Source organism: Chitinivorax tropicus (assembly GCF_014202905.1).
Lineage (GTDB): Bacteria > Pseudomonadota > Gammaproteobacteria > Burkholderiales > SCOH01 > Chitinivorax > Chitinivorax tropicus.
This window is the reverse complement of the sequence record NZ_JACHHY010000012.1, coordinates 59,253-86,033: the sequence shown is the minus strand read 5'-3', so window position 1 is coordinate 86,033 and position 26,781 is coordinate 59,253. Positions and strand designations below refer to the sequence as shown.

Annotated in this window: 23 protein-coding genes and 1 tRNA gene; 4 read left to right on the top strand and 20 right to left on the bottom strand. The window is 58.0% G+C overall.

The window, feature by feature from the left end; genetic code table 11:
* Positions 1–79: 79 nt before the first annotated feature.
* From HNQ59_RS10720 to HNQ59_RS10710, 3 genes are read right to left on the bottom strand one after another with little or no spacing between them, the layout of a single operon-like run.
* Positions 80–544 carry a hypothetical protein gene (locus tag HNQ59_RS10720; RefSeq protein WP_184038901.1) on the bottom strand — a complete coding sequence of 155 codons (465 nt, stop codon included), beginning with the start codon at positions 542–544 and terminating at the stop codon, positions 80–82.
* Positions 541–1,953 (bottom strand): recombinase family protein, encoded by a 1,413-nt coding sequence (locus HNQ59_RS10715; protein WP_184038898.1) that lies wholly within the window; start codon positions 1,951–1,953, stop codon positions 541–543. The genes HNQ59_RS10720 and HNQ59_RS10715 overlap by 4 nt, the downstream gene beginning before the upstream one ends.
* Positions 1,950–2,423: a DUF2924 domain-containing protein gene (locus HNQ59_RS10710; RefSeq protein WP_184038894.1), complete on the bottom strand. Its 474-nt coding sequence runs from the start codon at positions 2,421–2,423 to the stop codon at positions 1,950–1,952. The genes HNQ59_RS10715 and HNQ59_RS10710 overlap by 4 nt, the downstream gene beginning before the upstream one ends.
* Before the next feature lie 348 nt (positions 2,424–2,771).
* Here HNQ59_RS10710 and HNQ59_RS10705 point away from each other — a divergent pair, with 348 nt between their 5' ends.
* Complete coding sequence (locus HNQ59_RS10705; protein WP_184038892.1) at positions 2,772–3,701, top strand: hypothetical protein; 930 nt, start codon at positions 2,772–2,774, stop codon at positions 3,699–3,701.
* A 23-nt stretch (positions 3,702–3,724) separates the two neighbouring features.
* Here the strand turns inward: HNQ59_RS10705 and HNQ59_RS19650 are convergent, their stop codons facing one another.
* The 3 genes from HNQ59_RS19650 to HNQ59_RS10690 form a co-directional block, all read right to left on the bottom strand.
* The gene (locus tag HNQ59_RS19650) at positions 3,725–4,702 is read right to left on the bottom strand and encodes a hypothetical protein (RefSeq protein ID WP_246490956.1); all 978 of its coding nucleotides are present in this window, start codon (positions 4,700–4,702) and stop codon (positions 3,725–3,727) included.
* A gap of 21 nt (positions 4,703–4,723) precedes the next feature.
* The gene (locus HNQ59_RS10695; protein WP_184038889.1) at positions 4,724–5,572 is read right to left on the bottom strand and encodes an ImmA/IrrE family metallo-endopeptidase; all 849 of its coding nucleotides are present in this window, start codon (positions 5,570–5,572) and stop codon (positions 4,724–4,726) included.
* A gap of 94 nt (positions 5,573–5,666) precedes the next feature.
* Entirely contained in the window at positions 5,667–5,996 is a 330-nt protein-coding gene (locus HNQ59_RS10690) for a helix-turn-helix domain-containing protein (RefSeq protein WP_020200576.1), read from the bottom strand.
* A 244-nt stretch (positions 5,997–6,240) separates the two neighbouring features.
* On the opposite strand from HNQ59_RS10690, the gene HNQ59_RS10685 reads away from it, so the two are divergent.
* The 3 genes from HNQ59_RS10685 to HNQ59_RS10675 all read left to right on the top strand — a co-directional run bounded on the left by HNQ59_RS10685 (position 6,241) and on the right by HNQ59_RS10675 (position 8,748).
* Positions 6,241–7,476 (top strand): hypothetical protein, encoded by a 1,236-nt coding sequence (locus HNQ59_RS10685; RefSeq protein WP_184038886.1) that lies wholly within the window; start codon positions 6,241–6,243, stop codon positions 7,474–7,476.
* Between the two features lie 3 nt (positions 7,477–7,479).
* Positions 7,480–8,445: a hypothetical protein gene (locus tag HNQ59_RS10680; RefSeq protein ID WP_184038883.1), complete on the top strand. Its 966-nt coding sequence runs from the start codon at positions 7,480–7,482 to the stop codon at positions 8,443–8,445.
* A 72-nt stretch (positions 8,446–8,517) separates the two neighbouring features.
* Positions 8,518–8,748: a DUF2188 domain-containing protein gene (locus HNQ59_RS10675; RefSeq protein ID WP_184038881.1), complete on the top strand. Its 231-nt coding sequence runs from the start codon at positions 8,518–8,520 to the stop codon at positions 8,746–8,748.
* 294 nt (positions 8,749–9,042) lie between these two features.
* On the opposite strand, the gene HNQ59_RS10670 is transcribed toward HNQ59_RS10675, so the two are convergent.
* The 14 genes from HNQ59_RS10670 to HNQ59_RS10605 all read right to left on the bottom strand — a co-directional run bounded on the left by HNQ59_RS10670 (position 9,043) and on the right by HNQ59_RS10605 (position 26,759).
* Positions 9,043–9,118 (bottom strand) — tRNA-Phe (locus tag HNQ59_RS10670).
* A 39-nt stretch (positions 9,119–9,157) separates the two neighbouring features.
* The gene (locus HNQ59_RS10665) at positions 9,158–9,643 is read right to left on the bottom strand and encodes an SRPBCC family protein (RefSeq protein ID WP_184038879.1); all 486 of its coding nucleotides are present in this window, start codon (positions 9,641–9,643) and stop codon (positions 9,158–9,160) included.
* Positions 9,644–9,969: 326 nt separating this feature from the next.
* Positions 9,970–12,144, bottom strand: a complete 2,175-nt coding sequence (locus tag HNQ59_RS10660) for a primosomal protein N' (protein ID WP_184038877.1) — start codon at positions 12,142–12,144, stop codon at positions 9,970–9,972.
* A 306-nt stretch (positions 12,145–12,450) separates the two neighbouring features.
* Positions 12,451–13,614 carry an aminotransferase-like domain-containing protein gene (locus tag HNQ59_RS10655; RefSeq protein ID WP_184038875.1) on the bottom strand — a complete coding sequence of 388 codons (1,164 nt, stop codon included), beginning with the start codon at positions 13,612–13,614 and terminating at the stop codon, positions 12,451–12,453.
* Between the two features lie 212 nt (positions 13,615–13,826).
* Positions 13,827–14,789, bottom strand: a complete 963-nt coding sequence (locus tag HNQ59_RS10650) for a polysaccharide deacetylase family protein (protein ID WP_184038873.1) — start codon at positions 14,787–14,789, stop codon at positions 13,827–13,829.
* Positions 14,786–16,099, bottom strand: a complete 1,314-nt coding sequence (locus HNQ59_RS10645; protein WP_184038871.1) for a putative O-glycosylation ligase, exosortase A system-associated — start codon at positions 16,097–16,099, stop codon at positions 14,786–14,788. Before HNQ59_RS10645 ends, HNQ59_RS10650 begins: the two co-directional genes overlap by 4 nt.
* Positions 16,100–16,262: 163 nt before the next feature.
* A complete protein-coding gene (locus HNQ59_RS10640; RefSeq protein WP_184038868.1) occupies positions 16,263–17,585 on the bottom strand; it encodes an acyltransferase family protein in 1,323 nt (440 codons plus the stop codon).
* 1 nt (position 17,586) lies between these two features.
* A complete protein-coding gene (locus HNQ59_RS10635; RefSeq protein WP_184038866.1) occupies positions 17,587–19,026 on the bottom strand; it encodes a lipopolysaccharide biosynthesis protein in 1,440 nt (479 codons plus the stop codon).
* Positions 19,023–19,952 carry an AAC(3) family N-acetyltransferase gene (locus HNQ59_RS10630; protein ID WP_184038864.1) on the bottom strand — a complete coding sequence of 310 codons (930 nt, stop codon included), beginning with the start codon at positions 19,950–19,952 and terminating at the stop codon, positions 19,023–19,025. Before HNQ59_RS10630 ends, HNQ59_RS10635 begins: the two co-directional genes overlap by 4 nt.
* Positions 19,945–21,129: a hypothetical protein gene (locus tag HNQ59_RS10625; RefSeq protein WP_184038862.1), complete on the bottom strand. Its 1,185-nt coding sequence runs from the start codon at positions 21,127–21,129 to the stop codon at positions 19,945–19,947. The genes HNQ59_RS10630 and HNQ59_RS10625 overlap by 8 nt, the downstream gene beginning before the upstream one ends.
* Positions 21,130–21,152: 23 nt before the next feature.
* Complete coding sequence (locus tag HNQ59_RS10620) at positions 21,153–22,541, bottom strand: phenylacetate--CoA ligase family protein (protein WP_184038860.1); 1,389 nt, start codon at positions 22,539–22,541, stop codon at positions 21,153–21,155.
* Entirely contained in the window at positions 22,541–23,626 is a 1,086-nt protein-coding gene (locus tag HNQ59_RS10615; RefSeq protein WP_184038857.1) for a glycosyltransferase family 4 protein, read from the bottom strand. Before HNQ59_RS10615 ends, HNQ59_RS10620 begins: the two co-directional genes overlap by 1 nt.
* On the bottom strand, positions 23,623–24,837 hold the full coding sequence (locus tag HNQ59_RS10610) for a TIGR04063 family PEP-CTERM/XrtA system glycosyltransferase (RefSeq protein ID WP_184038855.1): 1,215 nt from the start codon (positions 24,835–24,837) through the stop codon (positions 23,623–23,625). The genes HNQ59_RS10615 and HNQ59_RS10610 overlap by 4 nt, the downstream gene beginning before the upstream one ends.
* Positions 24,837–26,759 (bottom strand): XrtA/PEP-CTERM system amidotransferase, encoded by a 1,923-nt coding sequence (locus HNQ59_RS10605; protein ID WP_184038852.1) that lies wholly within the window; start codon positions 26,757–26,759, stop codon positions 24,837–24,839. Before HNQ59_RS10605 ends, HNQ59_RS10610 begins: the two co-directional genes overlap by 1 nt.
* Positions 26,760–26,781 lie beyond the last annotated feature (22 nt).

Here is a 26,781-nt window from a genome sequence, read left to right as displayed (position 1 = left end):
CTGGTTCGCCAAAAGGTCAGGGCAGAAATGCAAACGGCGAGCACATGGCTCGCCGTCATCGGGTGTGTCTGGAAGCAGATCAGGCGTCGGAGAAACCGAGCAATCGGCGTTGCGCCGACCAATCGCGAGGCAGTTGCTCTTGGCGGCCGCGCAAGGTGTGTAAATTCAGCTGGCGTGGCTGACGGCCTTCGAATATCGCCTCCACGATATCGGGGGCCAGCATGGTCATGCGCAGAACCTCGGCAGCCCATCCAGGCTCGACTTTCATGGCGTGCGCCAGATCCGTGGTGGTGGGATAGATGCCTTCATCGATCAAGCGCTTCCAGTAGAAAGCCTTGCCCAGCGTTTTGATCATCGGCACATCAAAGCCACCGATCCGGTCCACGATCTCGGGGGATGGCGGTATCAGCAGCTTCCGGTTCTGGCGGCGCTTGATCGTCAAGGGCACCAAGGTGACTCTCTGCCCCTCACTGACATAGCTGCGGGCTTCCGCCCCGATCTCGATGCGGACGGCTCGCTGTCGGTGGTTGGTCTTGGCGTTCATGCCCAAACCTCCTCGGCACGTTCTTGGGATTCTTCGATCAAGGGATGCATGCTGATGTCCGCACCGAATCCGATCCAGCCGTCCTCCCGCCAAACGATATCCAGGCCGTGCCCATGTAGTTGCACGCGTTCTATCAGCAGCCGTGTGATCCGTTGCTGCTCGGCAGGGAACAGTTGCGACCACACATCACCGATGCGCTGCATGGCGACCACCACCTGTGCTTCGTCCAAAGCCGCACCGACTGGATGCTGCTGGCAGGATCGCCATACAGCGATCAGCATTTGGGGCGATGAAAGCGCCGCATGGATTTTTGCCAGCACCGCGTCTTCGATCTCAGCGGCTGGCAGGTGGCCCACGTCCGGAGTATGCGGAGCCAGGCTGGCACCTGCGTTGCGCCGCTTGTGCAGGTAAGGCACGTAGTAGCGGTACTGCCGACCGTTTTTCTTCTTCACAAAGGAGTGCAGCATGCGTTGGCCATCCGGTGCGAACAGCAGCCCCGCCAGCAATGCCGGATGCTTGGCACGGTGTTCGCGCGGTGCCTGCTTTCGTCTCTCGATAAAGGCGTGTGCCCCGTTCCACAGCTCTTGAGAAATGATGGGGTCGTGCTGGGCCGAGTACCACGTGTCGTGATTGCAGATCTCGCCGAGGTAGATGCGGTTTCGCAGCAAGGTAAAGAGGTACTGCTGATCGATGCTTCGCCCCAATCGCTCCCGACCGGACTGGGTGACCCATGCCTTGGTGGTATGCCCTTCGATTTCCAATTCGCGGACGAGTCGCGCAGCCGAGCCGTGCTCGGCGTAGCGGCGGAAGATGTCACGCACCAGCTCGGCTTCACGTTCGTTGACGACGAGCTTGCGTTCGACCACGTCGTATCCGAGAGGTGGGACTCCGCCCATCCACATGCCCTTGGCCTTGCTGGCGGCGATCTTGTCACGGATGCGCTCGCCGGTGACCTCGCGTTCGAACTGCGCAAATGACAAAAGGATGTTGAGCGTCAATCGCCCCATCGATGTGGTGGTGTTGAACTGCTGCGTGACTGAGACAAAGGAGACGCCGTTGCGGTCGAACACGTCGACCAGCTTGGCAAAGTCCGGCAGGCTGCGTGTCAAGCGGTCGATTTTGTAGACGACCACGGTATCGATCTTCCCCGCTTCGATGTCGATCATCAGGCGGCGTAACCCGGGCCGTTCCATGTTGCCGCCCGAGTAGCCGCCGTCGTCGTATCCGTCGTCGACGGCAATCCAGCCCTCATGCCGTTGGCTGGCAATAAAGGCCAAGCCCGCATCACGCTGTGCCTCGAGGCTGTTGTATTCCTGGTCGAGTCCTTCGTCAGTGGACTTGCGGGTGTACACGGCGCAGCGCTTCTTTGGCGTGACTGCGGGAGTTGGGTTTCGACGCACTGAGCTCATACTGCCCCCTTCTTGGAAGCAGGTGCCTTCAAGCCAAAGAACACCGGACCTGACCAGTGGCTGCCCGTGATGCGTTTGGCTACAGCGGACAGGCTTTTGAAGCGTTGCCCTTGGTACTCGAAATCATTCGATCCACGCACCAGCACACGATGCTCAATGTCGTCGTAAATGCGTGTAAGGACGGAGCCGGGCAACAGACGCTGACTATCGCCGCGCAGTTGCTTGGGCAAGATGCCGGTTTCACCAACATCCTCGAGCTTCTTGCGCAGTGACGGTTTCAAGCCGCCAAACGCGCGCTCCTGCATCCGGTAGGCCAGGCGACTTTCCAACCAGACCCGATGGTGGTGATGTGGCCGCTCTTCGAAATGGTCGTCCCAGAGTGCCCAAAGATCGTCCATCGAAAGATGGGGAATAGCTCCGACGCGGGCGGCGACTGAGGCGGGCGTTGGTGAGGTTGCGTGTGCTGTCATGGGCGAACTCCGTTGTTGTGATCGGGGTTCGCATTCACGCGCTGTTGGCCGGGGAAGCCAAGGCAAACATGCTCGCTGTTTTCGGGGGTGTCGCACGATTGGCGGGCACGAAGGCGCAGTAGCGCGGCAGCCAACAGATCAGCGATTTCTTGATGCGCGTGGCGTGGTTGGTCGGTCGGTGGGAAAATGGACAACGGTTGGCGTTCTGGCATGGCAGGCATTCCGATGGAAAACGTTGCTCATGCTAGAAACCAAGGGCACTTCGCGTAACGTGATTTAGCGGGATTGCGCGGGTTAGAGGTGATTGTTCTGTACCCGCGAGTCAACAACAGAACCACAGGGGGCACTGTGACGGCGGTATTTTTCTATTGCGATGAATCGGGAGCAAAGGGCTACGCCAACCAAGACGAAGCCTTCCCTGGAGAAGTCGGCGTGTTTGCTGGAATCATGGTGCCAGAGGAGTGTCTGGCGACAGTGAAGCCCACATTCGATCAAATTGCAGCCCGCTATACGCCGGCATCAGGAAAGCTGCACATTGCAGATCTCGCCCCTGCACAACAGGAAGCCCTGCGGCACGAACTTTTCGCGGCAATCAAGAACACGAAATTGCCATGCTTCTGGTATGCAATCCATGTTGCCGGTTTGCATTCGCATCATCAAACCTTCATTCAGACTCTCAAGCAGAGTGCCGAAGCATTGCGTGCCGCGCGTGGTGGCGCGGAGCCTCGAATCAAGCGCGGCAGCCAGCGTGAAGAGGCAGCGTCCATGCATGTGGAACTGTTTTCCGGCCTCTACTCGCATCTTGTCGCTTTTCTTTCGGAGCGTGACCGGCAAGGCGTGGATATCGAGATTCGGACGGATCAAGTGGACACACCGCTCGTGAAGAGATTCACCGAGGTTGCCGGAGACCTTCTCGACAACGACCCAAGCGTTGCGACAGCAACAGGCTTTGACGCTGTCGAGAAAAGGGTCGTGACTGGCTCAGTCACGACCACTGTGCAGTGGCCGCCTGAACTCGATTTTTCGCCATTGGTGAGCAGCCTGTCCATCGTGACAATGCCCGATAGTGACGGTCTGGTGCTTGCTGCCGATGTGCTGGCGAACAGCCTGAACTACCTTTTCAAGAGCCGGGATACTGATGCTCTCTATGGCCCGTTGAATCGCATGGATGCCGTCGCTGGTCACCCGCTTGCTGCACATCTTGATGCGTTCTTCAATTGGGGAGGCGGAGATTGTGTGGGCGACGGCATATATCAACACCCGAAGGCAAGCACCTAGTCTGGAGTATCGAGTGTGGGTGTTTACTTTCGTTCCGCCGGTTTTTTCTTGACTACCTTGAGCACGAGGTTGTCCAAAGCAGCCACTTCCAGTTCGTAGCCCTTTTTATTCCCGGTGCGAGCCGTGATATCTCCCCAAGCATAGACCTTCAAGTAATGATTTGGCTGCGATGCTTGCTCAATGCGATCCGTAAGCAAGGCTCCGCGCCGTGACTGCTTTAGGCGCTTGATGGGTAGGGAAATTGTCAGCGATTTTTCGCCCCCTACTTCTGGAAAGCGATCACATCCGTCGATGAAATTCACGTAGTAGTGAGTGGGCTTATCTTCAGGCCAAGCTCTGACACGAGCGCCACCATAGACAACCCGCGATCCGTTTTCTTCTTCGGATATGGTGATGATGCGGAGGCATAGCTGATGGTAAGTAAGCGTGCGGCCATTGATTGTGATGCGATGGTGGCGGCGCGCATCTAGCTCCATGTTCGACCAGCAGTCGATCAGTTTTTCCAGACGAGATGTGGTCGTGGTTCCTGCACGAATACCTGCTTGGCCACCATCCTCCTGCGGCGCGTCATTCGAAACGACTGCTGGCGGACGCGCATCTGCGGAAGCAGCACCCAACAAGGTGTCGGAGTGGCGTGGCTCGAAGACATCGACGACGTTCGTCGCCTTCGGACGGGGATGGCGAACATCATCGCGCTCGTTTCCACTTGGATTTTCTTCACGCTTGCCCGCGTCGCTCACGACCCAAACGCACGTATCGATATGCGGATGGTTCGTGTGCGACTTGAAGTGCGGCTGCTGGTACTTGTCGGATTCCTCCGCGTTCTTGTCGTAATTCACGCCCACAACGAGCGGGTTTTTCGCGGCACGACACGCGGCGTCTGAGCAACGGAACTTAAAGCGATGCCTATTGGCTGCTGGCTGGGCGAAGTATTCTTCCTGCGCTTCGTAGATTTCAACGACGCCCCCAAGTTCTTCGCAATACGCTTCAAGAATTTCCATCGTTGGCCTTCTTCTCAGGCGTCACCGAACGGGATGCTGGCCGTTGGCGACGAATTGGTCATAGCTGTCGAAGCTCTCGCCGTCTTGCCAAGACCGATCCCATGATCTTGGTTCAGCGCTTTCCAGCAGCAGAAGGGTCAGGACGCGATCTCCTGTGGTGTAGCTGTGCTTGAACTCGCGCAACTTCATGTGTGGCGCCTCCTCCGGGCACCAGATCGCGGCAGACATCTCCGTGCCATCCCACTCCTGCTCAACAGTGGAATCAGCAGCCAGGGTGCCGGGTAACGGTTCTTGCGGATCGTCAGTGCGCCGGATGCGAGCGCGCGTCTTGACCGCGCTGCTGCTGCGCCATTCGTACTTCACGAAGCCGTTGTCCCAATAGACAAGGATTGCCCGCTGCGTCGTGAACTTGATGAACCGGATGCACAGCGCCTCGAACGACACCTGGAATCGTTTGGCAAGCGCGCTCAGGACATGCAGGTCGATACGCTGGTTCGAGATCCACTCGCGCAGCAAGTCGCCAGGCATCAGCAGGTTGCTGGCAAAGTCGTCCGCCTCACGTTCGATGACACGGATGGTGTCAGCGCCGGAGTACACGCTTTCCTTGTCGCAGTTGAAACTTTGCCGCTGATCTCGGTGGAGGATGAAGTGGCCCAGCTCGTGGGCGATGGTGAAGCGCTGGCGTTCTGGATTGGCCTTGCCGTTATAGAAAATACCCCACTCGGCCGTGTCCTTTGGGTTGCGCACGAGCATGCCTTCGCAGGCATTGACGTCCAGCACCATCGGGGCTTTGATCTCCCGCACCCCTTTGCCGTAAGGCGTCTCTGGAAGCATTTGCCGGACGACTTCCAGATCCACGGCATCCGGCATGCCGTCGGCGTGCCACGCCCGCAACCATCTCAAGACGGTGCTGGCCGCGATGGAACCAGTTAGGGGCTGGGATGAGCTCAATTGTCAGACCGCCTTAGTTCTTGTCGGGGAACATGATTTTGAGTGCCTGACGGTAACGATCCTTCTCCTCGTCCGTCATTCCAGCGTACTCGCGGAAGAAGGCCACATCTTCTGGACTGGCCTGAGGAACCTGTTCAATGGGCTCGCCCATGATGTCCTCCATCGTCACGCCCAGCACCCTGGCCAAGGCCTGGACCCGTTCAGCGGATGGACGCTGGCCGTCCTTCATTTCCAGTTCCCATATATACGCCTTGGTACAGCCGACTTCGTCGGCGACCTGTTGCAAGGTCAATTTCTTCGCCTCGCGTAAGCGTCGCAGGCGTGCTCCGAACGCTGAAGCCATAGCGATGCTCCTGTAGGGGAAAACAGTCAGTTAACAAAAACAAGACCGCTAGTATAGCCGCGAGATACAAATAAGGTCTAGATGTGCCGCTTTGATTGACAAGCGGAAATCTGAGGTTCAGAATCGCGCTTGTATCTCGCTGCTTTACTTGTGTGGGGTGCGTGTTCAGTAACCTAGTCGCTGGCCAGTGCAGTCCGTACATCGGTCGCAGACCTTCGACGCCGATCCAGAAAGGACGATCAAGATGAAGAAGACCTTTGTCGACGTGATGCTCGAGCTGCCGGTGGACGCCACGCTGCGCGACTTCCTGACCACCCATAGCCTGCCTGTGCCCGATGGCTTTGCCTGGGATGACACACCGGAGACCAGCCAGTTTCTGGTCGAAGCGGTCAAAGTCTGGCCCGACATTGCTGCCCGCGACCGGATGACGGCCAACCTCATGGCCAGCGTTCAGTTGGGCGATGCGGCTGGTAAGCAGGCGATGTTTGAGGCGGCCGTGACCGACGGTGCCGCTTTGGCGGGTTTGACGCTGTGTGCAAGCGACATCCATCGTTCCTTCTGGCTCTACGTCCACCACCCGGCACTGTTCGAGCGTGCCTATGACTTCAGCTTTTGGGAACAGCATGGGCAACAGACACAGCAATACGATCTTGGCCTGAAACGCCAACCGAACGGTTCGGATGCCAATCTGACCGCGTTGCGTCACGCCATCTCGGCCTTCTACAAGCGCGAACTCCAATGCGGAGACGGCAGCGTGGCGCACTTGGTCGAGCGCAGCCCGGGCGTGTTCCTGCTGTCGGTCCATGTCAAGGACATGGCGATGCTGCGCCTGGAGTTCGAGGGAGCGACCCTGAAACGCCGGGTCGGCAACCCCAACATCCACATGGTGCTGGAGTACGCCAAGTCCACCGGTGTAGTGCGCACGCTGGTGCGCGGCGGCGCAAAGTATCAGCAAATGCTGGTCGAGGCCTTCGCGGAGCATGTGCTGGGCGTGAAAGCAAGCGCTCACAAGATCAAGTCGCCGACTCTGGATCTGTCGATGCTGCGCACCGGGTTCGATGTGCCGGATGCGTTCGAGGACGGCTTCTCGATGGTTCAGTTGAAGGCACTCACCCTGCTCAGCCCTGACACGGCGCTGAAGATCGAATGCACGGCGATGCAATCCAGCCAGCAACGCTCGGTGCACGATTTGCTGAAGGAGAAGCTGCCGGGCCCGCTGGAGGGGCAGTGGGCGGTGACGGCGGCGCAGGTCAATCTCTACTACCCACCCGAGCCGGGCAGGACTCGCCCCAAGGTGGTCACCATCGAAGTGACCAGCAAAGGGCGGCTGAACCTGCACAAGTTCGACGCGAAGATGCAGGCGCAGCTGGAAGGCTACTTGGTTGCGGTGGGCATCTTGCAGAAGGGCCAGACCCTCAGCGCCCAGGAGTTGCCGCCAGAGACCGACCCAGTCAGTTCCTCATCCGCTTTCGAGGACTGACCAATGACGACGCACGATGCCTGGGCCCTGGTTTGCCGGCTGTTCGCAGGTGGCACGCCGGTGCTGCGTGCCACGCTGTCGCCACGCGAGGTATCTGCTTTGTCTATGCTCGGCAAAGCCGTCAGGCCAACAGTGGTGGATCAGTTTTTTGTGCTCTGTCCCCACTGTCAGCAGCATCGGGCGCAGGTCTGGGGCGATGGAAGGGGCGGTCGGATCTGCCGGTGCCCGGAGTGTGGCCAGGTTCCTGTCGAGGCAATCGACGGTGCGGCGTTGGCCCTGGACGAAGACTGGCTGCGGCAGAAAATGCGCCTCGCGCTCGACATCGAGAGCCGCGATGACATCGATGACTTGGGCGACGGTGCTTGGCGGCTCGGTAATGCCCGCAGCTCTCCGGTCGTGCTGGCCCGAGATCTGACGAGAGTGCTGCATGAGCCGACCTTGCTGGATCGTATTCGGGTGGCGGGAAGCAACATCCGGGTCATCACTCCCAGGCCGCGCACGACGCGTGGATCGCCCTTCGGCTCCAGCGTGGAATGGCTGGCACTGGATGAACGTTTCACATTCTATGGCGGCGTAATCACCTTCATCCCCTCGGTGCCGTTTGCAGTGCCAGCAGTGGCCGATCCGGCCGCGCCAGTGAACGGGCCGTTCTCGGCCGACTTCAAGTGGGCAACGCTGCCGGATGTGCAGTCCACACCAATCCGATTCACCCAAGGTCAGGCCAAGGTGTTCGAAGCGCTCTGGTCATTCAAGGGTGCCGAGGTGGACGGCGAAAGGATCATGCAGCGCGCTGGCCAGAAGAGCGACAAGCCGATTGACCTGTTCAAGATCAAGTCGAAGGACAAGGGCAAGCCGGAGCACGAGGCTCGACTGGCAGCCTACGGGGCACTCGTCGTCACACAGCAACGCGCTGGACTGTATGCGATGCCGTGTTCGGCAACTGGAAAGGGGGCGAACGTCATGACATGAATTCAGCACCGAAGCGCCTGGCTCGCGCCGACTTCAAGAGCCTGACTTTTTCATTTTTTTGGAGAGATTGAAATGGGCGGAAAGAACCAATGGGTCGTACCCATCAACGGCGGTGATCAGTGGGGTGTGCGGGGAGAAGGCAACGACCGTCTCACCTCCATCCATGACACGCAGCAACAGGCGATTGACCGTGCGCGGGACATCGCCATCAACCAGCAGAGCGAGATGCTCATCCAAGGGCGGAACGGCCAGATCCGTGAGCGCAACAGCTACGGTGACGATCCGTTCCCGCCCAAGGGTTGACGTGGAGGCTGGCCTCGCGGGTTTGCCGTTCTGCTTTGCTCGTGCAAACCCGCGAGCCAACCATTCCCGTCGGCGCACGCATAAGTGGTTGACGAACAGCGCCGTCTGCGTGTGCCACGGCGAAGAAGTTAGCGCCGATTTCGAGAGAAGAGAGGGCGGAATGGAGGGCAACCGGGGATGTTCCTGCCAGGCCATAGGACCCCGGTCGCACACGCAGAATGTGCGGGAACCCCGCGTGTCATGCGGGAAGCACAAATGAAAACGCCCAACTGAGAACAGTTGGGCGCTGAATTTTGGTGGCCAAGGGCGGAATCGAACCACCGACACAAGGATTTTCAGTCCTCTGCTCTACCAACTGAGCTACTTGGCCGTCGAGAGGTCGCCATTAAATACTATCGAGCTTTTTGCGTCAAGAGTTTTTTTCAAAATCGTGTGAGAATTTTTGGTGTGCTTGTTTTTGCTCGGTCATGCTTGGGGGCTGGCGGCGTTTCATTTCAGTAAGCATGCCTTGAAATTGCTCGGAAATTTCGTTTTTGATGAAAGCAATGCCGACGCCGGGTGGTATCCAGACGCCAGGGACGCTGACGGAATGGAAGGTGATGTGGGTGCTGCCATGGCCATCTTGAGAAAGACGAGTGACGCCGTTCATTGATTTGACATTGCCGCTGATTGCTTTCGAGCGGATTTCTGAGATGGGTTTGAGTTCGATGTCCCGTACGGATTCGAAGCCGAAGCTGAGCAGGCCGTATCGGGCTCGTCCTTTTTGGTGAACGCGTAGCTGTTCGCCTTTCTTTTCGATGATGGTGCTTTCCTGCACGTTGGGTACAAAGCGTGCCATGTGATCGAAGTCGGTCAAAACGGCCCAGGCTTCTTCTTGGCTGACGTCGGTATGCATGTCGCAGTCTACGATCACTTCCTCACCTTGGCGGGTGACTTTGACATCCAGTGCGGTGCCTGGTGTGGTTTCTGCTTCAACGCTGCCGAGTGAGGCGATCAGCCCGGCGAGGGCTAGACGGACGACTGGGTGCATGGGTGCTCCGAGTGGATTATTGAGTGCGGAGAGCAATGTCTGAATATTCGAATGGCATTTTAGCGGGGTTTTTCAACGTGGCAAGGTGGTCGTTGCAAAATTTAACACTTGCCTTATGAGGGGCTAACAGCTTGAGTATGAGTCGTGTGTGTCGGCCTTGGACGGCAGCGTGGTTTAAGTGGTAGGCGCGGTCACAGGTCTTGTGGGTCGATGTCGATAATCCAGCGGATCTGGCGGTCGCTCAAGGCGTGCAGATGGGGGAGCCAGTGCTTCAGCAGGGTCTGCAGGATGTTTCTGGATGGGTGTTGCACCAACAGCTGGGCGCGTTCGAGCCCTGCCAGCCTGGACAATGGTGATGGCACGGGGTCGAACAAGGTGACGGGGGAGTCAAGTTGCTCGGCCAGGGCTTTGGCACGGTCGAGAAAGGCGATGGCTTGATCGATGTCGGGGGCTTCGGCGCGAAGTATGGCTTGATAGACGAAGGGCGGGAATTGCGCTTGTTGGCGCTCCGTCAGTAGGCGCCTGGCGTAGCTGTCAAAGTCGTGGGTGATCAATGCATGCAGTAACGGGTGATTGGGAAATTGTGTCTGGATCAAGACCTCCCCGGGAATCTCAGCGCGACCGGCGCGGCCTGACACTTGCAACAAGAGTGCAAACAGTTTTTCTGTGGCGCGAAAATCGGCGCTGTATAACCCGCTATCGGCATTCAGCACGCATACCAGAGAGAGATTCGGGAAATCATGGCCTTTTGCCAGCATCTGGGTACCGATCAGGATATCGGCCTTGCCTTGATGAATATCGGACAGGATATCTGTGAAGGCTTCTTTCCGGCGGGTGACATCTCGATCGACCCGGATGATGCGGGCTTCGGGCAACCGGTCGGCCAGCGCGGCCTCGATGCGCTGCGTGCCCACGCCAAGCGGGCGGATGTCCTGATTGCCGCAGTCTGGGCAGGCGCTGACGATGGGCTCTTCATGCCCGCAGAGGTGGCATCGCAATTGGCGCGCACGCAGGTGGACGACCAATCGGGCAGAGCAGCGCTTGCAGCCTGCGATCCAGCCACATTCCCCACAGAATAGTACAGGTGAGTATCCGCGCCGATTGATGAATACCAAGCTCTGTTCGCCGGCTTGCAGTCTGGCGTGCAGCGCATTGACCAATGGATCGGACAGCCCGTCCTGCAAAAGCAGTCGGCTGGTATCGATGGTTTGGATGGTGGGGAGCCGGGCGGACTGTACAGCGCGTCGGCTGAGCTTGGCATATCGGTACCGACCTGTCTGAGCGTTGTGATAGGTTTCGAGCGAGGGAGTAGCCGAGCCAAGGATGATTGGCACGTCCCGCACATGCGCACGATAGATGGCAACATCGCGGGCTGAGTAGCGCAAGCCCTCCTGCTGCTTGAAGGAGCCGTCATGCTCTTCATCGACGACAATGAGGCCCAGCCTGGGAATGGGGGTGAATACCGCCAGCCTGGTGCCTAGGATGATATCCGCTTCCCCCGATTGCGCCGCGAGCCAGTTGTCGGCCCGTTCGCCATCAGCCAGGCCACTATGCAGACTGACGATCCGTCGCTCAGGGAATCGCTCACTGAAGCGCAAGGTCAGCTGCGGGGTAAGATTGATCTCCGGCACCAGAATCAGGGCCTGCCGACTTTGAGCCAACGCTTTGGCAATCAGCTGCAGGTAGACTTCTGTTTTGCCGCTGCCGGTTACGCCATGTAGCAACATGACTTGAAATCCAGCATGTGACTGGGCCAGATCAATCGCTGCGCGCTGCTCATCTGTCAGGGACGGGCTTGCTGGGGCATGGGGGTAAGGTGATCTGGCCGGTGTCATTCGCTGCACCCAGCCGTTTGCAGCCCATTTGCGCAAGATCGCCGGAGCATTGGCAGAGATATGCTGGGCTTGGTCCGCACCCAATGGGTTGGCTTGTAATGCTACCAACAGCTTGGCCTGCGCCCGGGCGCGCGGCGTGATGGCCGAAGGCAGCGCATGCGCCCCCTGCTCAGTGAGGCACCAGTGGGAGCCCGCAGGGCGGGTAAAGGCCTCGATTTGCCGCAGGCGACCAGGCAAGCCAGTGAAAATGACTTGGCCCAATGGGTGGTGATAATAATCTGAGCAGAACTGGCAGGTGGCCAAGACATCGGCAGCAAGCGGCGGCATATCTGCATGCACCAGCTTGATTGGTTTGAGCTTGGCCGGATCGTAATCACTATGCGGGGTGATGTCCAGCACAATACCCACCATTTTTCGGGGCCCGAAAGGCACAACGACCCGTCGGCCCACATCCTCCTGGGTCAGCTGGGGGGCCAGATAGTCGAAAGGGCCAGCCAATGGGACATCCAGAGCAATTCGGGCGATGGTCATGCGTAACGATTTCAGATTGTCATGTTGCGGTAATTTCTCACCAAGTTACGCTAGGTGGTTCACTGGCAAGCACTTTTCAAGAAATCCACAGTTTCTGTGGATAACTTTGTGGAATATGAGTGAAAAACGGAGCAAGTTCTCAACTTGAAAGGCCATTTATTAGATTGTGCAAAAAAACGGCAATAAAATAATTTGATTAAAATCAAACACTTGAATTTGATTTGTGCGCCAGATTGCTTGCCAGCCTCTGGTTTGCCCGTTTTCTTGCACTATGTGAACAACTTATCGAAAGTCAAGGTCGGCACATCAACTTTTCAGGTTGACAAATGCGTCCTGTAAAGCGTCTTTGATAATGGCGATGCCTTGTTCAACCGCGTCTGCCGACGCGTGGCTGAAGTTTAACCGGATGCACCCTGCTGTATCCACTGGTGTGGCAAAAAAGGGCTCGCCTGGCATGAAGGCGACATTGCGGGCCATGGTGGTTTTCAGGATCTCTCGGGTATCCAACGGCTTCCTCAGACGGGCCCAGATAAACAAGCCGCCTGGCGGTGTCTCCCACTCGGCCAGCTCTTGGCAATGCCGGTTCAGGGCATCGATCATGGTGTCGCGCTGTTGGCGGTAGTATTGCCGGATCGTAGCGATATGCGCATGGTAGTCCGGCGTATCCAGCCACTTGGCCAGCACATACTGGCCTACCCGATTGGTATGCAGATCGGCGGCCTGCTTGAGCTTGATCAGATACGGCATCAGTTTGGGGCTGGCCACCAGATAGCCCACCCGAAGCCCTGGCGTGGCCGTTTTCGAGAAGCTTCCGCAATAGATGAAAGGCGCTTGTTTCAAGCCGGCACAAAGCGGGCGACGCTCAACGGCATCATAGGCAAGTTCACGATAGGGTTCATCTTCAATCAACGGGAGCATCAAATCATCCAACACCTGCGATACCGCTGCACGGGTCTCAGGGCTGTAGCAGTAGCCCGATGGGTTCTGAAAGGTAGGGATCAGATAACAGCAGGCTGGACGGGTGCGTTGCGCCGTCTGCCGCAATTGTTCTGGGTCGATGCCAGCCGCGCTCAGCGGCAGCTCGTGTAGGTCTGCACCAAACAGCTTGAAGTTCTGAAGTGCGGCCAGATAGGTTGGCGCCTCGACCAGCATGGGCGTACCTGGGTCGATGAATAATTTGGCAACAAGGTCGAGGGCCTGTTGCGAGCCAGATAGGACAAGCACTTGTTCAGCCGTGGCCTGGATACCCAGCTGCCGAACATGTTCAGCAATCTTTTCCCGCAGAATCGGCTCGCCTTCGCTGGGCCCATACTGGCGAAGCTCGGCAGGCAGTTGAGTGAAATCGAAACAAGGCATCATATGGCTGGCGGGGAGGCCGCCAGCAAAGGAAATCATGCCTGGTCGTTGAGTGAGAGACAGGATCTCGCGGATCAGCGAGCCCGATAGACGTTCGATGCGCTCGGAAAACATGGGGCCATGCCTTGTCAATGAATGAACACCCAGTGTAAGGCCGTGTCGGCACCACGCACAGCTACAGTTATGGATCGACACATGCAAAAACTGTGCTGGCCTGTTGCGGCATCAGCCAAACCTATCGAGGGCCTTTGCAGGTGGCAAATGATCTGGGATGTGCTGATACATAACCGAGACTGTGCGAATTCGGGATCATGCCGTGAAATGGCTCATACCACGTCATGTGTCTGGCTACGAAAACTCCTGGCCAGGCGTAGCTGGAACTTGAATGGTGATTGATCCCAAGGTGTGAACCGGGGGAGCTGGAATACAGGGCTGTTGCTGCGGGCGCAGCCCCAGGCGGTAGAGACAGCGGCGGTGAAGCCAAGCTCGCGAGCCAGCTCAGCGTGCTCGGCATGATAGTCCTGGCGTGGCTTGCCGTTGGGGTAGGCAAACAGCCTGGGCTGGTAGCCGATCAGGGCGGTGAGCTCATCACGGCCATCGACCATCTCCTGCCGGGCCTGTTCACGGCTCAGGGTGGCCAGGATCGGGTGCAGGCGGGTATGGCCGCCGATCTCGATACCTGATGCCGCCATGGCCCGCAGCTGCATGGAAGTCATCATCTGGTCGGTTGGCAATGTCACGCCCAGGTGGGCAACCAGGGCATTGACCTGATCTTCCCGGGTCTGCCAATCAAGGTATTTGAGTTTGCCGAGCAGGTGCCGGATGGTGGTGGTACGACTGGCGGGCGTGCTGACCTGGTGGGCGCCGAGATTGAGCGCCTGTAGATCGATCTCGCCGTCAGGTGCGGTACGAATGCAGTGGATGACACGTTCATTCCACATCATGCCACCATCCAGATAGCCGCTGGCGACAAAGACAGTCGCGGGCAAGCCGTGCCGTTGCAGCATCGGCAGGGCAACGGTGTAGTTGTCCGCATAGCCGTCGTCGAAGGTGATGGCGACGGCGGCAGTGGGTAGGCTGTTCTTTTGCAGGCGCTCGATGGCCTCTGTGAGCGGCAATACGTTGAATTCCCGCGCCAGGCAACGCAGATGCCACTCAAACTGCTGCCGGGTCAGCTCACCGGGAAACAAAGGATCTTGCGTATCCAGCACGCGGTGGTAGATCAGAATATTCAGCCCTTGCTTGAGACCACGACCACCAATCAAGCGGGTCAGCATACCAGTCATCATGTCCGCCTTTCTGTTGAGGCTGTCTGCAATGGGCCCACCTGCCCGGCTGCCAATGGCAGCTTGATGGCCGTGGTGATCGGGTTCATTTTCAGCCAGCGATCCATGGTGCTCATGATGATCAACAGATAATAAGTCAGATCGAAATAGGCCAAGCTCAAAAAGGCCCCGCCCACGGCGAACCCAGCGATACTGACCTGGCTCATCCGGCAGAACAACGATATCCAGCGCAGGTCAGATTTGCCATCGGTTTGTTTGATCAGTCGATTGGCCAGGCGCCAAGTGAGAAAGCCGACCAGCAGGTACAGGAACAGGCCGACAAAGCCATGCTCGCCCAATATCTGGAAATAGACGCTGTGCGCAGCATGCACATCTTCAGGGACGGGTGCATAACGCGCGAAGGTATTGCCGTCGTAGATCTGGAAACCTCCACCAAAGAAGTTGTCAGACGCCAGGTTATACGCCATTTTCCAGGCATTGATCCGCCCCATGGCGGAAGCATCTTCCTCATAGGTTTCAATCGTGGCCATCCGGTCATGCCACTTGTCAGGCATGAAGAAGTAAAGCAATGGCGACAGCAGCAGGATGATGAACCCATTCAATAACTTACGCGGGCTTTTCAGCCACAGGAAGAAAGTCATCGCGGCAATGGCCAGTAATGCACCCCGCGAGTGGGTGCCCAACGCTGCAGCGGCACTGCTGCCAATGCAGACCAATACTCCCCAGCGGATACGTTTGTCCGTGACTTGTTCATGCAGGTAATACATCAATGGGATCGCCATGATGAAGGCCAAACCGATTTCGTTGTTGCCCTCGATGAAAGAGCCCGCTGGCCCCCACACGCGGTTCTCGCCGCCTTGCAATACGGTAAAGATCCCCCCCTTCAAACCCAATAAACCAATGGAGAGTGCCACCACCCAGATCAGCACTTGAATCTGCTTTTTCTCGATGATCAACATGCCCGTCACGAACAGCATCAGCATGATTTTCATCACCTTGTCCCACATGCCATAGACCTCATTCAAATTGAATGAAAATGGCAAGGTGATGTTGAGCCACAGGACAAAGATGCCCAGTGCGACCATGGCAGCGTTTCTGGGTGGGGCTTTGACCTCTTTGAGATGCATGACCAACGACAACAATGTTGCTGCACCGACGATCATGGCAACCTGGAAGTTGTAAGCAAACCCCCAGGTGAAACGGTGTGGGTTCATCAGGCTCACCCATGCCCACATGACAGCGCCGATCCAAGGGCGCTTGAGGATGAAGGGCACCGAACCCAGGATAAAACCGACGAGTAAAAGGTCACGCATGACGACAACACACTTGGCTGAATGCCACCTATGAAATGACGCTGCCAGCAGTCACCAGCAGGCCATGCTACACAACATCGCGCCGACTGAATGACATCCGGCACGCCGATACCTACACCACCCAACACCTACTTGGCCAATAGGCCGCCCCTGCTCGATACATTCACGTGGCTGCCGCAGCTTTCTGCGTGGGCAATACCTTGAATGCCTTGTCCAACCAGGGCACCAGCCGTGGTTGCAGCCAGCGCTCCAACCACCAAGCCGCCAGCAGCACCAGCGGAATCACTGTCAGCCCCCAATGAATAGCCAAGCCTTGATGGAGCGTCCACTCCCGCATCCAGACCAGGGCGGGGTAATGGATCAGATACAAGGCATAGGAGATACCGCCCAAACCATACAATCGCTCTATCAGCCAACGAGTGAACGAAGCCCGCCAAGGCTGACCATCGCTGATGACCAACCCTAGCCAGATCAACGAGAACAACACCAGTCGTTGATGAAACACTAGCATGTTATCAGCGACAGATTTGAACTGCGTCAGGCCCACCACCGCCAACCATCCCCCCAGGATGACGGCCAAAACCATGGCTTTGCGCCAACCTGACAACAGCTGGGATCGGGCCTGCGAAACCGGGTAGGCCAGCACCACAAAGAAAGCGGTCACCCAAAAGGGAGTTTCGAAGGCCACCAACCGTGATTGCGCAATCAACCATACGACCAGCATGGCCAGATAGGGCAGCACATATACAATCGGACGAGGGATGGGCAGGATGAGCCCGCGCCGTTTGTATTCCGCCACCAACGCGCCCAGACACCACACATAGTACAGGCCCAATACATTCGACCCATGCCCACATTGCCAGGCCCCGATCACTACCGCCGCCACACTGATACCGGCCCCCAGCCAGACCATGGCCCAGATGGAGCGCCGCTGCGACACCCACCAGAAGGCGGGGTACAGCAGGTAATAGAACATCTCATACGATAGCGACCAGAATGGGGGATTGGTTGGCAACACGGTTGCGATTCGGCCACAAGCGGTAACACGATCCGCCACAAATGTCACAGTGGCCAGCACATCCTGCCAGCGCAGTGTCTGCCAGATCTGCTGATAATGCGGCACTCCCAGCATCAGGCCCAAGCCATACAGACCAAAAATGCCCGCCACGGCAACCAGAAAAATCGGATAGACCCGGCGCAAGCGTAGGTAGAGATAGTGCCAGACACCTGCCGTGTGATTCAGCGGACGATCCATGCTGGCATAGTGGATACTGAAGCCCGACAGCAGGAAGAAGAACAGCACCGCCTCGTGTGGGTAGCCCGAAGCCAGGTCCACCAGCAAGGGCGCTGCCCCCAACAGCGAGTATTTATAGCCCAGGATTTGAAACACATGAGCCAGCACCACATAGCCAGCGCACAGCCCCCGTGCCGCTTCCACCACATTGATGCGGGTGGCCGGTTGCAGGGGTGCGTGCGTGGTTGACATCTCAGCCCTTGCGCCGGAAAAAACCGAGCGCCTCCTGGCAGCCGGCCCGGTTGATCGACCAAGCCAACAACACGTACATGGCGCCGCCGCTGGCAACCAGCAGCGACAGCCGTGGAATGAGCGCCAAGTCGCCCACCACCAACCTGAGCAATTCCACCGCGCCCCACATGCCACCGGCGCAGATGGCCGGGGGGACCTGGCTGCGCACCAATTGCCACACGGTCAGCCCCACCACCGGCATGGCCCGGAACAGATTGCCCAACAGCACCAGCGGGAAGCCCAATACCCAGGCAATGCTGATTCCCAGCAGGCCCCACTGCGAGCCGATCACGAACGCTATCGGCATGACCACACAGGCGGAGATCTGATTCATCACCGACACCTCTGGCCTGCCCAATCCCTGTACTGCAGCCGGAATCATGCTGCTCAACATGCGAAACGGCATGATCAGGCACAGCAATAGCAACGGCATGGCCGCGCCCGCCCAATGCTTACCCATCAGCAGATCGACCAGCTCTGGTGCGACCGCCGACATTCCCCATGATACGGGGAACACCACGAACGCCATCAGCCGTGCTGCTTTCAGAAAGTGGGCACTGGCTGCGCCCAGGTCATTCTGCACCCGTGAGAAGGCTGGCATGGCAACCTGATTCAACACCGACGACACCCGCGCCACTGGTAATCCAGCCAGATGCATGGACACCGAATAGATACCCAGCGGCTCTTTGCCCAGCAATTTGCCGACGATGAAGGAATCAACCTGTGAATAAAAAAACCACAACATACGGGCCAGCGTGACATGCCCGCCAAAAAACACAAAGCGCCGCATGCCTGCCAAGCTGAAGGTAGGCCACTCGCGAAAAGGCGACATGATCTGAAAGCCGATCGCCCGCAGCAGCAGCCCGACCAGATTGCCCCACACCAGCGCCCACACTCCATAGCCCCAATAGGCCAGTAGCAGCACCACCACCCCATTGATGATGGCGCTGATGGCCTCCAACATCGAGGCAGGTTTGAAGTCCATCTTGCGTTCCAGCAGGGCTTTGGGAATGGAGGTCAAGGCGACCAGCGGGAACTGCGCCGCCAGCGCCTGAATCACCATGGTCAGGCGCGGCTCGTTGAAAAAGCTGGCAATCAATGGCGCCAACACCAACAACAACACGCACAAGCTCATGTTGGAGAGGATGACCAAACCGAAGATCTGCCGCAGCTCCGGCAGCTCGACCTTATCCGCCTGCACGATCGACAGCCCCAGACCGATCTCGGACATCAGCATCAGAAAGGCCACGAAGATATTGGCCATGGCCAACAGGCCATAGTCACCCGGTGTCAGCAGCCGGATGACAATGATGGTCATCGCCCAGGTGAAGACCTGTGACACGATCCGCGCACCTGCCGTCCAACGCAGGCCCGATACCACTTGCGAACGTAGATTACTCATTCCAGAACCGGTTTGGCGATCTGTTCTGGCTCGGCGTAGATGGTGATGCCACGTGCCGCCAGCCATTCCAGGCGGGCATAGAAATCCTGTGCCGTCACATACCAGGCACTGGCCTCGCCCACCTTACCAGGCTTCAAAATACCCACTCGACTGAAGTCATCCATGAAAAACTGCTGCAGATCCGCCCGCGCTTTGTTGTCGATCCGACGCGGGTTGTATTGCGGATCGAGCGGCGTGACGGGCACCTCGATCAGTTGGCCTTCCCAGTCCCGGCATTTCAGCTTGAAGACCTCAGGCAGGCGCACCGGCAAGGGAAAGCGGTCCAGCCACATGTCTTCCAGCAGATGGTAGAAAGTGACCGGCCCCATGGTGATACCCAGCCCGAGCACCTTGGCATTCACCTGCAGGCAACGTTCCCATGGCGACCCCTCACCAAAGATGGACGGTGCAAGATGATGGGTGCTGACGATGTATTCCGCCTGCGGGCCCAGGGCGGATACCGAATGGGTCGGGTGGATGCTGCGGCGAATGCCCGGCATCTTCAGGAAGGTGTCTGGCAAGGCCCCCAGGTTGGAGCCATGCTCCCGTGGGTCAAACACATAATCAGTCATCTGACAGGTGTTGTAGATCGTCCCGCCGGGCAGATAGTAAGTAGGCACCACCAAGGTGCCGCCTGGGCTGACCGCCTCATGCACCGCCTCCAGCACAGCTTGCGCACCACCATCCACATAACCCAGACTTTTGAGCGAGGAATGCAGCATCACCACATCCCCCGGCACGATGCCCATCGCCCGCAATCCCTCAACAATCATGGTCTTGGTGATGTGTGGGGCCTCGGCCTTGATCTCGGCTTCGCGCTTTTTGGCATGCTGGGCGGACAGCACGCCTTTCACCCACTGTTTCAGCGATTGGATCAGTTTAGCCACGATGACAGATATCCAGTTCGAGCAGGTTGGAGTCGATCATGAATTTCGGTGCCCAGTTCAGATACTGGAATTCACCATAGGCACCACTGACCGGGAATGATCCCTTCACCGCGCCCAATGTATCCACCGGGCCATCCAGCCGCATGGTGCGGCGGACATAGCGGTTGGCCAGGGCAGCGGCATCACGATATTTCGTCTCGCCAGTCAGCGCATACAGCATCAACCAGCTATGAGCGATCTGCACCTCTCCAGTCAGGCAGGACCAAGTGACAGCGCCCTGCCAATTCGGCTTCAACATGCCAGGAATGAAGCCATCTGGCTGCAGTGCAGACATCAGGCCATCGGCAGTCTTGATGGCTTTGGCCAATACGGCATCATCCTTGGTAAAACGATGCGCCTCCATGAAGCCGCGTAGCGCATAGCCCAGCGTATGGGTCAATGGCGTATCAGGGTTGGTCAGGCAACAATTGGCCAGCCAGCCATTGGGCTGCTGTTGGGTCAGCGCCCAATTGACCTGTTTCATGGCCGCCTCAGCGTAGCCTTGCTCCGGGTCAACCCGTGCAGCTTCGAACAAGCCCCAGGAAACATGGGTTTCATAGGTCTTGTCACCTGCCTTGGCAAAGGGGGTGGCATGCTTACGCCAGCAGCCATCTGGGTCGAGCGAATCACGTAACCAATTGGCCGCCTTGCGCATCGGCTGGCGATAGATCTCTCCGAATTCGGCCACCCCTGCCGCCAGGCCCAATAGGATCTGCCCGGTATTGAAGGTGACCGGCACCCGGACATCAGCGTTGATGCGCCCCCCCATGAAGCCACCCTCTGGGAATTGAATGCTGACCAACCAATCGAGCATGCGACGGGCGCGGTCGATCGAGTCCGGGTCGTCATAACGCTTGGCATAGTCGATCATGGTCGGGATGATGTAACCCGTGGTTTCTGGATAGGACACCCCCCAGCCTTTGATCAAGCTGTAATCCCGTGCCACACCCCCATCATTGGAGGCGGACTGATCCTGCGCACGCTTCAGCCATTGGATGGCGGCATGGACAGCGGGCTCGATGCCCGGGTCTTGACTGGGCACCCCGGCTTTGTCGCGGGCAATTTCGGCCTTGGCGGCAGGGGTCAGTTGCATCTGATCGCGCCAATCGCGCAGCAGATTCTTGGCAGCGGTTAACATGGTCTATTCACTCCGAATGCAGATCAATTCTGTATGGTTGCGGTGGGATGGCCGGCTTGGTGCTGGCTGACCTTACTGACTACATAACGATATTTGCCGGATTTTTCCGGCTCGATCGCCGCAACGTATTCAATATCAAGTTTGACACCCTGCCCCAGCCGGGCGCGGAAGGTGTCTCGGATGGACAACTCGCTGGATACCGTTTGAAAGCGCTCATCCCGCACCAGCTGCAAGCGACAATGGTGCAAGGTTTCCTGAATCACCTTGAAGGCGATCACGCCGGGCATGTCGCGTAACACCATGGCAATGGCCACGTCGTGAACCATGCTGCCGTCTTCGGCCAGGAGCACATCATTGGTACGGCCCCGCACCTCTTTCAGCAGTGGCAACCCACGACCACAGGCGCACTGCGCGTCATCCAGCACCGCGACATCACCGTTTTTGTAGCGCACGAATGGAAAACCGGTACTGTACAGATGCGTGACTACCACCTCGCCTGGCACGCCCGCAGGTAAAGGCAAGCCTTGTTCATCCACCACTTCGACGATGATGTCCTCAGCCGTGATGTGATAACCACCCTGCGGGCAGGCGTGGGCAATAAAGCCAGCATCGCGCCCACCATAGCCATTGGCCACCGGGCAGCCGAACACGCGCTTCAGGGTATCGGCCTGGTGCGGGTACATACGCTCTGCCGTGCAGAATGCGACCTTGATACCGAGATCATCCAGGCGTACCCCCTGTTTCTCGGCATGTTGGGCAATGAGTGTCATGGAGGATGGGTAGCCAAACAGCATGGCCGGTTTGAAACGGCGAATCGCCTCGACGAAACGCGCCATGTCCGCTGGCGATAAGGTTGCCGAGGGCACCAATCGGCTACGCAACAGCCAATCTCGCAGCTGCTTGACACGATCTTGTTTGGTCAACTCGATCGGGCTCGACCAGATCACCATTTCACGGTCACCGATATCGACATCCCACCACCGGGTTGCGCGCCACTTGGCGGCAACATCATGGCTGACACGGGTATTGCTGATGAAAAAGCGCAACGGGTCACCCGTTGATCCAGTCGTCGAGAACAATTTCATCGGCTCAGCCTGTGATGATTTCAATTGCTCGAATTCACGCCGGATGATGTCTTTGGTCAAAATGGGCAGGCGGGCCAGATCTGACAATGAGGTGATGGCCACCGGGTCGAATGCCAATTTGGCGAACAGATCGCGGTAGTACGGCACATGTTGGCCACAGTCAGTCAGAAATGCACGTAGCCGATCCAGCTGAAGCGCACGGATTGCTTCGGGTTTCAGCCATTGTGTCTGTTCCAGTTGGCGTTTCACGGCCACCGTGTCATGGTGCTTCAGACGCTCGTGCAGCGGGAACAACACATTGGCGGCAAAGGTGGTATAGAGCCCCATTATCTGGACTCCAGCCGCATCAGGCCACGATAGGCCGCCAGCCATTGCTCTCGCACCACGGGCCAAGCATAACGTTGCGCCTCTGCCATGCCTGCCGTGGACAGCTGTTCGGCAAAAGCATCATCCTGCAAAATCTGCAGCATGGCTGCAGCCATCGCATCGGCATCGCGCGCAGGCACCAGCAGCGCGGTACGCCCATGCTCTGCGATGAATGGCACACCCCCGACATCCGTGGAGACCACCGGAACATTGCTGGCAAAGGCTTCCAGAATGGAAATCGGCATATTGTCGATGGTGCTGGGGTTCAGCATCAGATCAGCTGAGGTATACAGCGCACTCATCTGATCATTGTCGATGCGACCGACGAAATGGACGGCATCGGCAATGCCCAAGGTCTGCGCCAGCTGCTGCAGATTGGCCAGCTCCGGCCCCGAGCCCGCCACGGTCATCTGTGCGGATGGCAGCTGCTGACGCACCCTGGCAAATGCCTGTAATGCAGTGGGAATGTCGTAGATCGGCTCCAGATTTCGGGTGACGATCACATGTTTATCCACCTTACCAGGCTGCGGCTGACGCGGGGTGAACCGCGACAGATCGATGATGTTGGGAATGACCAGGCCCGTACAACCCAACTGGCCAAACACCTCTCGTAGAAAACCCGAGGGCACGATCAGGGCATTGGCTTTTTTCAGTGCACGCAAAGCCAGTGCAGGCGCATGAGCAAAGAACTCAGCCGCCCCGCCCCCTCGATAATTGATGATGACGGGTGTGCCACGCAATCGGGCAATATACACCGCTGGCACAGCAAACAGGTACCAAGACCAACCTGAATTCGCCATCACATGTACCACATCCGCCCGCCCAGCAGCCCGCCACAGCGCCCACTTGTAGGGAATCAACCGGAACAGCGCACGGATGCCTTTCAGCTTTTCCACAAATGCAGGTCTATAGGGTGCATTGACCTGCACCACCTCGACCTCGACACCTTCCTCACCCAGCAATCGAGCTAATTGACGACATTGATTGGCCATGCCGCCGGAGGGAGGGGGTAATGGGCCGACCAGCGCCAGACGTAACGCCCTCATCGCCGCTTTCCGTTCAATAGCGCGGGGTAGATGTGTTGGTACCGGCTGACGCTGTTCGCCCAATTGCGCTCGGTTTCAACGTAGTGGCGGCCCGCAGACTTCATAGCGGGCCAGCGTTCCGGGTGTGCTGCAAGATCCAGCACCACCTTGGCCAGATCAGCTGCATCATCTGCACGGAACAGTACCCCGGTCACATTGGGCTGAATCAGCTCGCGATGGCCGCCGACATCACTGGCCGCCACCAAGCGGCCTTGCGCCATCGCTTCCAGTGGTTTCAACGGTGTCACCAATTCGGTCAGGCGCATCGGCAGGCGTGGGTACACCAGTACATCCACCAGATCGTAGTATTGAGGTACATCAGCATTTGGCACGCGCCCGGTGAAGACGATCTGTTCGCTGATGCCAAGCTGTTGCGCTTGCTGTTTCAACGCAGTCTCTTGGTGGCCACCGCCAGTCAACAGCAGCCGGATATCCGGGTTCTCGCGCAACATCAAAGGCAATGCATCCAGTAGGACATTCAAGCCCTCATATGCATAGAACGAGCCGATGAATCCCAGCACGGTCTTGCCCTGTAGCCCCAATCTGGCTTGCAAGGCCGGGTCTGGCTGGGCGCCAACCTGGAACTTCTCGATATCCACGGCATTGGGGATCACCGTCACTTTGTCCGCAGGAATGCCACGTGCGACGATATCGCCACGCAGCCCTTCGCAGATGGTGGTCACAGCCTGGACACGCTTCAGCGCATAAGTCTCCAGACCGCGTGTGGCGCGGTAACGCAGCCCCCATTCTTTGCTGGTGCCATGGTCAACGGCAGCATCCTCCCAGAAGGCGCGTACTTCATACACCACCGGGATGCCGAGCTTTTGCCCCACCTGCAAGGCAGGAATGGCATTGAGCACCGGGGAATGGGCATGCAAGACATCTGGCCTGACTTGCTTGGCCACCTCCTCCAGTCGGTGGGCTGTGGCTTGAATCAGTGCGATTTCGGACAATACCGGCTTGCTGGCCATGAAGCCTTTGGCGGGCGGGGTACGATAGAAATGCAAGCCATCCACATCCTCTTCCAGCACCGTACAGTTCTCCTGCTTGGGGCTGGTCAGGTGGAATGTCTCCCATCCCAGCTTGCGCTGCTCACGCAAAATAGCCGCTGTACGGAAGGTGTAGCCGGAATGCAGTGGAATGGAGTGATCCAGAATGTGCAGAATCCGCATCAGGCCACCTTGCTCGTGTCACTTGCCGTCACCCCCAGACAGTTGCGCAGGAAGGATTCGAACATCAACAGTGTCCAGATCGGTGCGCTGTAGTCACGGATACCCTTTTCATGATGGGTGACCAGCTCCAACAGGTAGCTCTGGTTGAACCAACCGGTCTGGGCCAGGGTATCGCCCAACAGCGCTTCCCGCACCCGCTGCCGTAATGGCCCACGGAACCACGCTGCCAGCGGCACGGCAAAGCCCATTTTCTGGCGATAGAGGATGTCGTTGGGCAGGTAAGGCTCCAACGATTTCTTGAGGATGTATTTGCCCTCGCCCCCTTTCAGCTTGAGCTCTGGCGGCAGGCCGGACATCCATTCCATCCATGAGTGATCCAGTAACGGCTCGCGGACTTCCAGCGAGTTGGCCATGCTGGCGCGATCCACCTTGGTGAGAATGTCCCCGACCAGATAGGTCTTCATGTCCAGATATTGCACCAAGCTCAATGGATGATCAGTCGGTGCCTTCTGGGCATGGCGGCGCATAGCGTTACTGGCATGATAGCCCCCCAGCTCGGCCATGAATTTAGGGGTGTACAGCTTGGCGCGCATGCTGGTCTTGAAGATCGACACCGCGTGGAAATACGCCTCGACCGAATCCCTCGCCAGCGCTTCAAAGGTCGATTTGGCGCGGAACATCCGAGGCGCCCAGTCCGCTTTCGGATAAAGCGTGCCCAAGGTGCCAAACAGCGGACGGCGGATCGACAGCGGTAAGGCTGAACGCAGCTTTTCCTCGTTCAAATGGAAACGATAGCGGCGGTAACCGGCGACGTTCTCATCTCCCCCATCACCCGACAATGCCACCGTGACATGTTTGCGGGCCAGTTGGCACACACGATAGGTGGGCAACGCGGAGCTGTCGGCATATGGCTCATCATACATGCCCGCCAGCTTGTCGAGCAGGCTGAAATCATCTGGATCAACCTGCTCGACACGATGATTGGTATGGTAACGATTGGCAACTTGCTGGGCGAATTCGGCCTCGTTGAATTTGGGGTCGCCAAAGGAGATCGAACAGGTATTGACCGGGTCGGATGACAAACCGGCCATCATCGCCACCACCGCACTCGAATCCACCCCGCCGGACAGGAATGCCCCCAATGGTACTTCCGAGATCATGCGTATCCGCACGGAGTCCCGCAGGCGGCGGATCATTTCCTCTTCCGCTTCTTTTTCGCTGATGGGGCCGATCGATTTGAACGGCACATCCCAATATTCACGCGGCTCCGGCATGATGCCACCATGACGGAAGGTCAGGGTATGGCCGGGTTCCAGCTTTGAGGCCCCTAGATAGACGGTACGGGGCTCGGGAATATAGCCATAAGCAAAATAATCCTCGATCGACATCGGATCGAGTACCTTGTCGAAAGCTGGGTGAGCGGCAATCGATTTCAACTCGGACGAGAACATCATGGTGCCGTCTGGCAGCAAAGCGTAGAACAGCGGTTTGACGCCCAATCGGTCACGTGCCAGGAACAGGATATCCCGGTTGCGATCCCACAGCGCAAAGGCAAACATGCCCCGGAAGCGCTGTACGCATGCCTCCCCCCACTCTTCCCAGGCATGGACGATGACCTCGGTATCGGAGTGGGTGCGGAAGGTGTGTCCCAAAGCCTGCAGCTCGGGCATCAATTCCTGGAAATTGTAGATCTCACCATTGAACACGACGACCACGGAGCGGTCTTCGTTGAACAATGGTTGCTGACCAGTGGACAAATCAATGATCGACAGGCGGCGATGGCCAAATGCCACGCCCGGCTCGATGTGCAAGCCGCTTTCGTCTGGCCCGCGATGATATTGAATGTCATTGAGCCGAGACACCAGCTCACGCTCGTAAACCCGACGGCCTTTCAGGTCAAACAGACCAACAATGCCACACATATGTGTGCTCCATCATTCATGT

Coding starts and splice junctions, on each gene's coding strand:
- HNQ59_RS10715 (WP_184038898.1), bottom strand. CDS start 1,953: ATGAGCTCAGTGCGTCGAAACCCAACTCCCGCAGTCACGCCAAAGAAG.
- HNQ59_RS10710 (WP_184038894.1), bottom strand. CDS start 2,423: ATGACAGCACACGCAACCTCACCAACGCCCGCCTCAGTCGCCGCCCGC.
- HNQ59_RS10685 (WP_184038886.1), top strand. CDS start 6,241: ATGAAGAAGACCTTTGTCGACGTGATGCTCGAGCTGCCGGTGGACGCC.
- HNQ59_RS10665 (WP_184038879.1), bottom strand. CDS start 9,643: ATGCATACCGACGTCAGCCAAGAAGAAGCCTGGGCCGTTTTGACCGAC.
- HNQ59_RS10640 (WP_184038868.1), bottom strand. CDS start 17,585: ATGTCAACCACGCACGCACCCCTGCAACCGGCCACCCGCATCAATGTG.
- HNQ59_RS10620 (WP_184038860.1), bottom strand. CDS start 22,541: ATGGGGCTCTATACCACCTTTGCCGCCAATGTGTTGTTCCCGCTGCAC.
- HNQ59_RS10675 (WP_184038881.1), top strand. CDS start 8,518: ATGGGCGGAAAGAACCAATGGGTCGTACCCATCAACGGCGGTGATCAG.
- HNQ59_RS10645 (WP_184038871.1), bottom strand. CDS start 16,099: ATGCGTGACCTTTTACTCGTCGGTTTTATCCTGGGTTCGGTGCCCTTC.
- HNQ59_RS10655 (WP_184038875.1), bottom strand. CDS start 13,614: ATGTTTTCCGAGCGCATCGAACGTCTATCGGGCTCGCTGATCCGCGAG.
- HNQ59_RS10650 (WP_184038873.1), bottom strand. CDS start 14,789: ATGATGACTGGTATGCTGACCCGCTTGATTGGTGGTCGTGGTCTCAAG.
- HNQ59_RS10605 (WP_184038852.1), bottom strand. CDS start 26,759: ATGTGTGGCATTGTTGGTCTGTTTGACCTGAAAGGCCGTCGGGTTTAC.
- HNQ59_RS10695 (WP_184038889.1), bottom strand. CDS start 5,572: ATGCCGGATGCCGTGGATCTGGAAGTCGTCCGGCAAATGCTTCCAGAG.
- HNQ59_RS10615 (WP_184038857.1), bottom strand. CDS start 23,626: ATGAGGGCGTTACGTCTGGCGCTGGTCGGCCCATTACCCCCTCCCTCC.
- HNQ59_RS10625 (WP_184038862.1), bottom strand. CDS start 21,129: ATGTTAACCGCTGCCAAGAATCTGCTGCGCGATTGGCGCGATCAGATG.
- HNQ59_RS10635 (WP_184038866.1), bottom strand. CDS start 19,026: ATGAGTAATCTACGTTCGCAAGTGGTATCGGGCCTGCGTTGGACGGCA.
- HNQ59_RS19650 (WP_246490956.1), bottom strand. CDS start 4,702: ATGGAAATTCTTGAAGCGTATTGCGAAGAACTTGGGGGCGTCGTTGAA.
- HNQ59_RS10680 (WP_184038883.1), top strand. CDS start 7,480: ATGACGACGCACGATGCCTGGGCCCTGGTTTGCCGGCTGTTCGCAGGT.
- HNQ59_RS10660 (WP_184038877.1), bottom strand. CDS start 12,144: ATGACCATCGCCCGAATTGCTCTGGATGTCCCATTGGCTGGCCCTTTC.
- HNQ59_RS10690 (WP_020200576.1), bottom strand. CDS start 5,996: ATGGCTTCAGCGTTCGGAGCACGCCTGCGACGCTTACGCGAGGCGAAG.
- HNQ59_RS10720 (WP_184038901.1), bottom strand. CDS start 544: ATGAACGCCAAGACCAACCACCGACAGCGAGCCGTCCGCATCGAGATC.
- HNQ59_RS10610 (WP_184038855.1), bottom strand. CDS start 24,837: ATGCGGATTCTGCACATTCTGGATCACTCCATTCCACTGCATTCCGGC.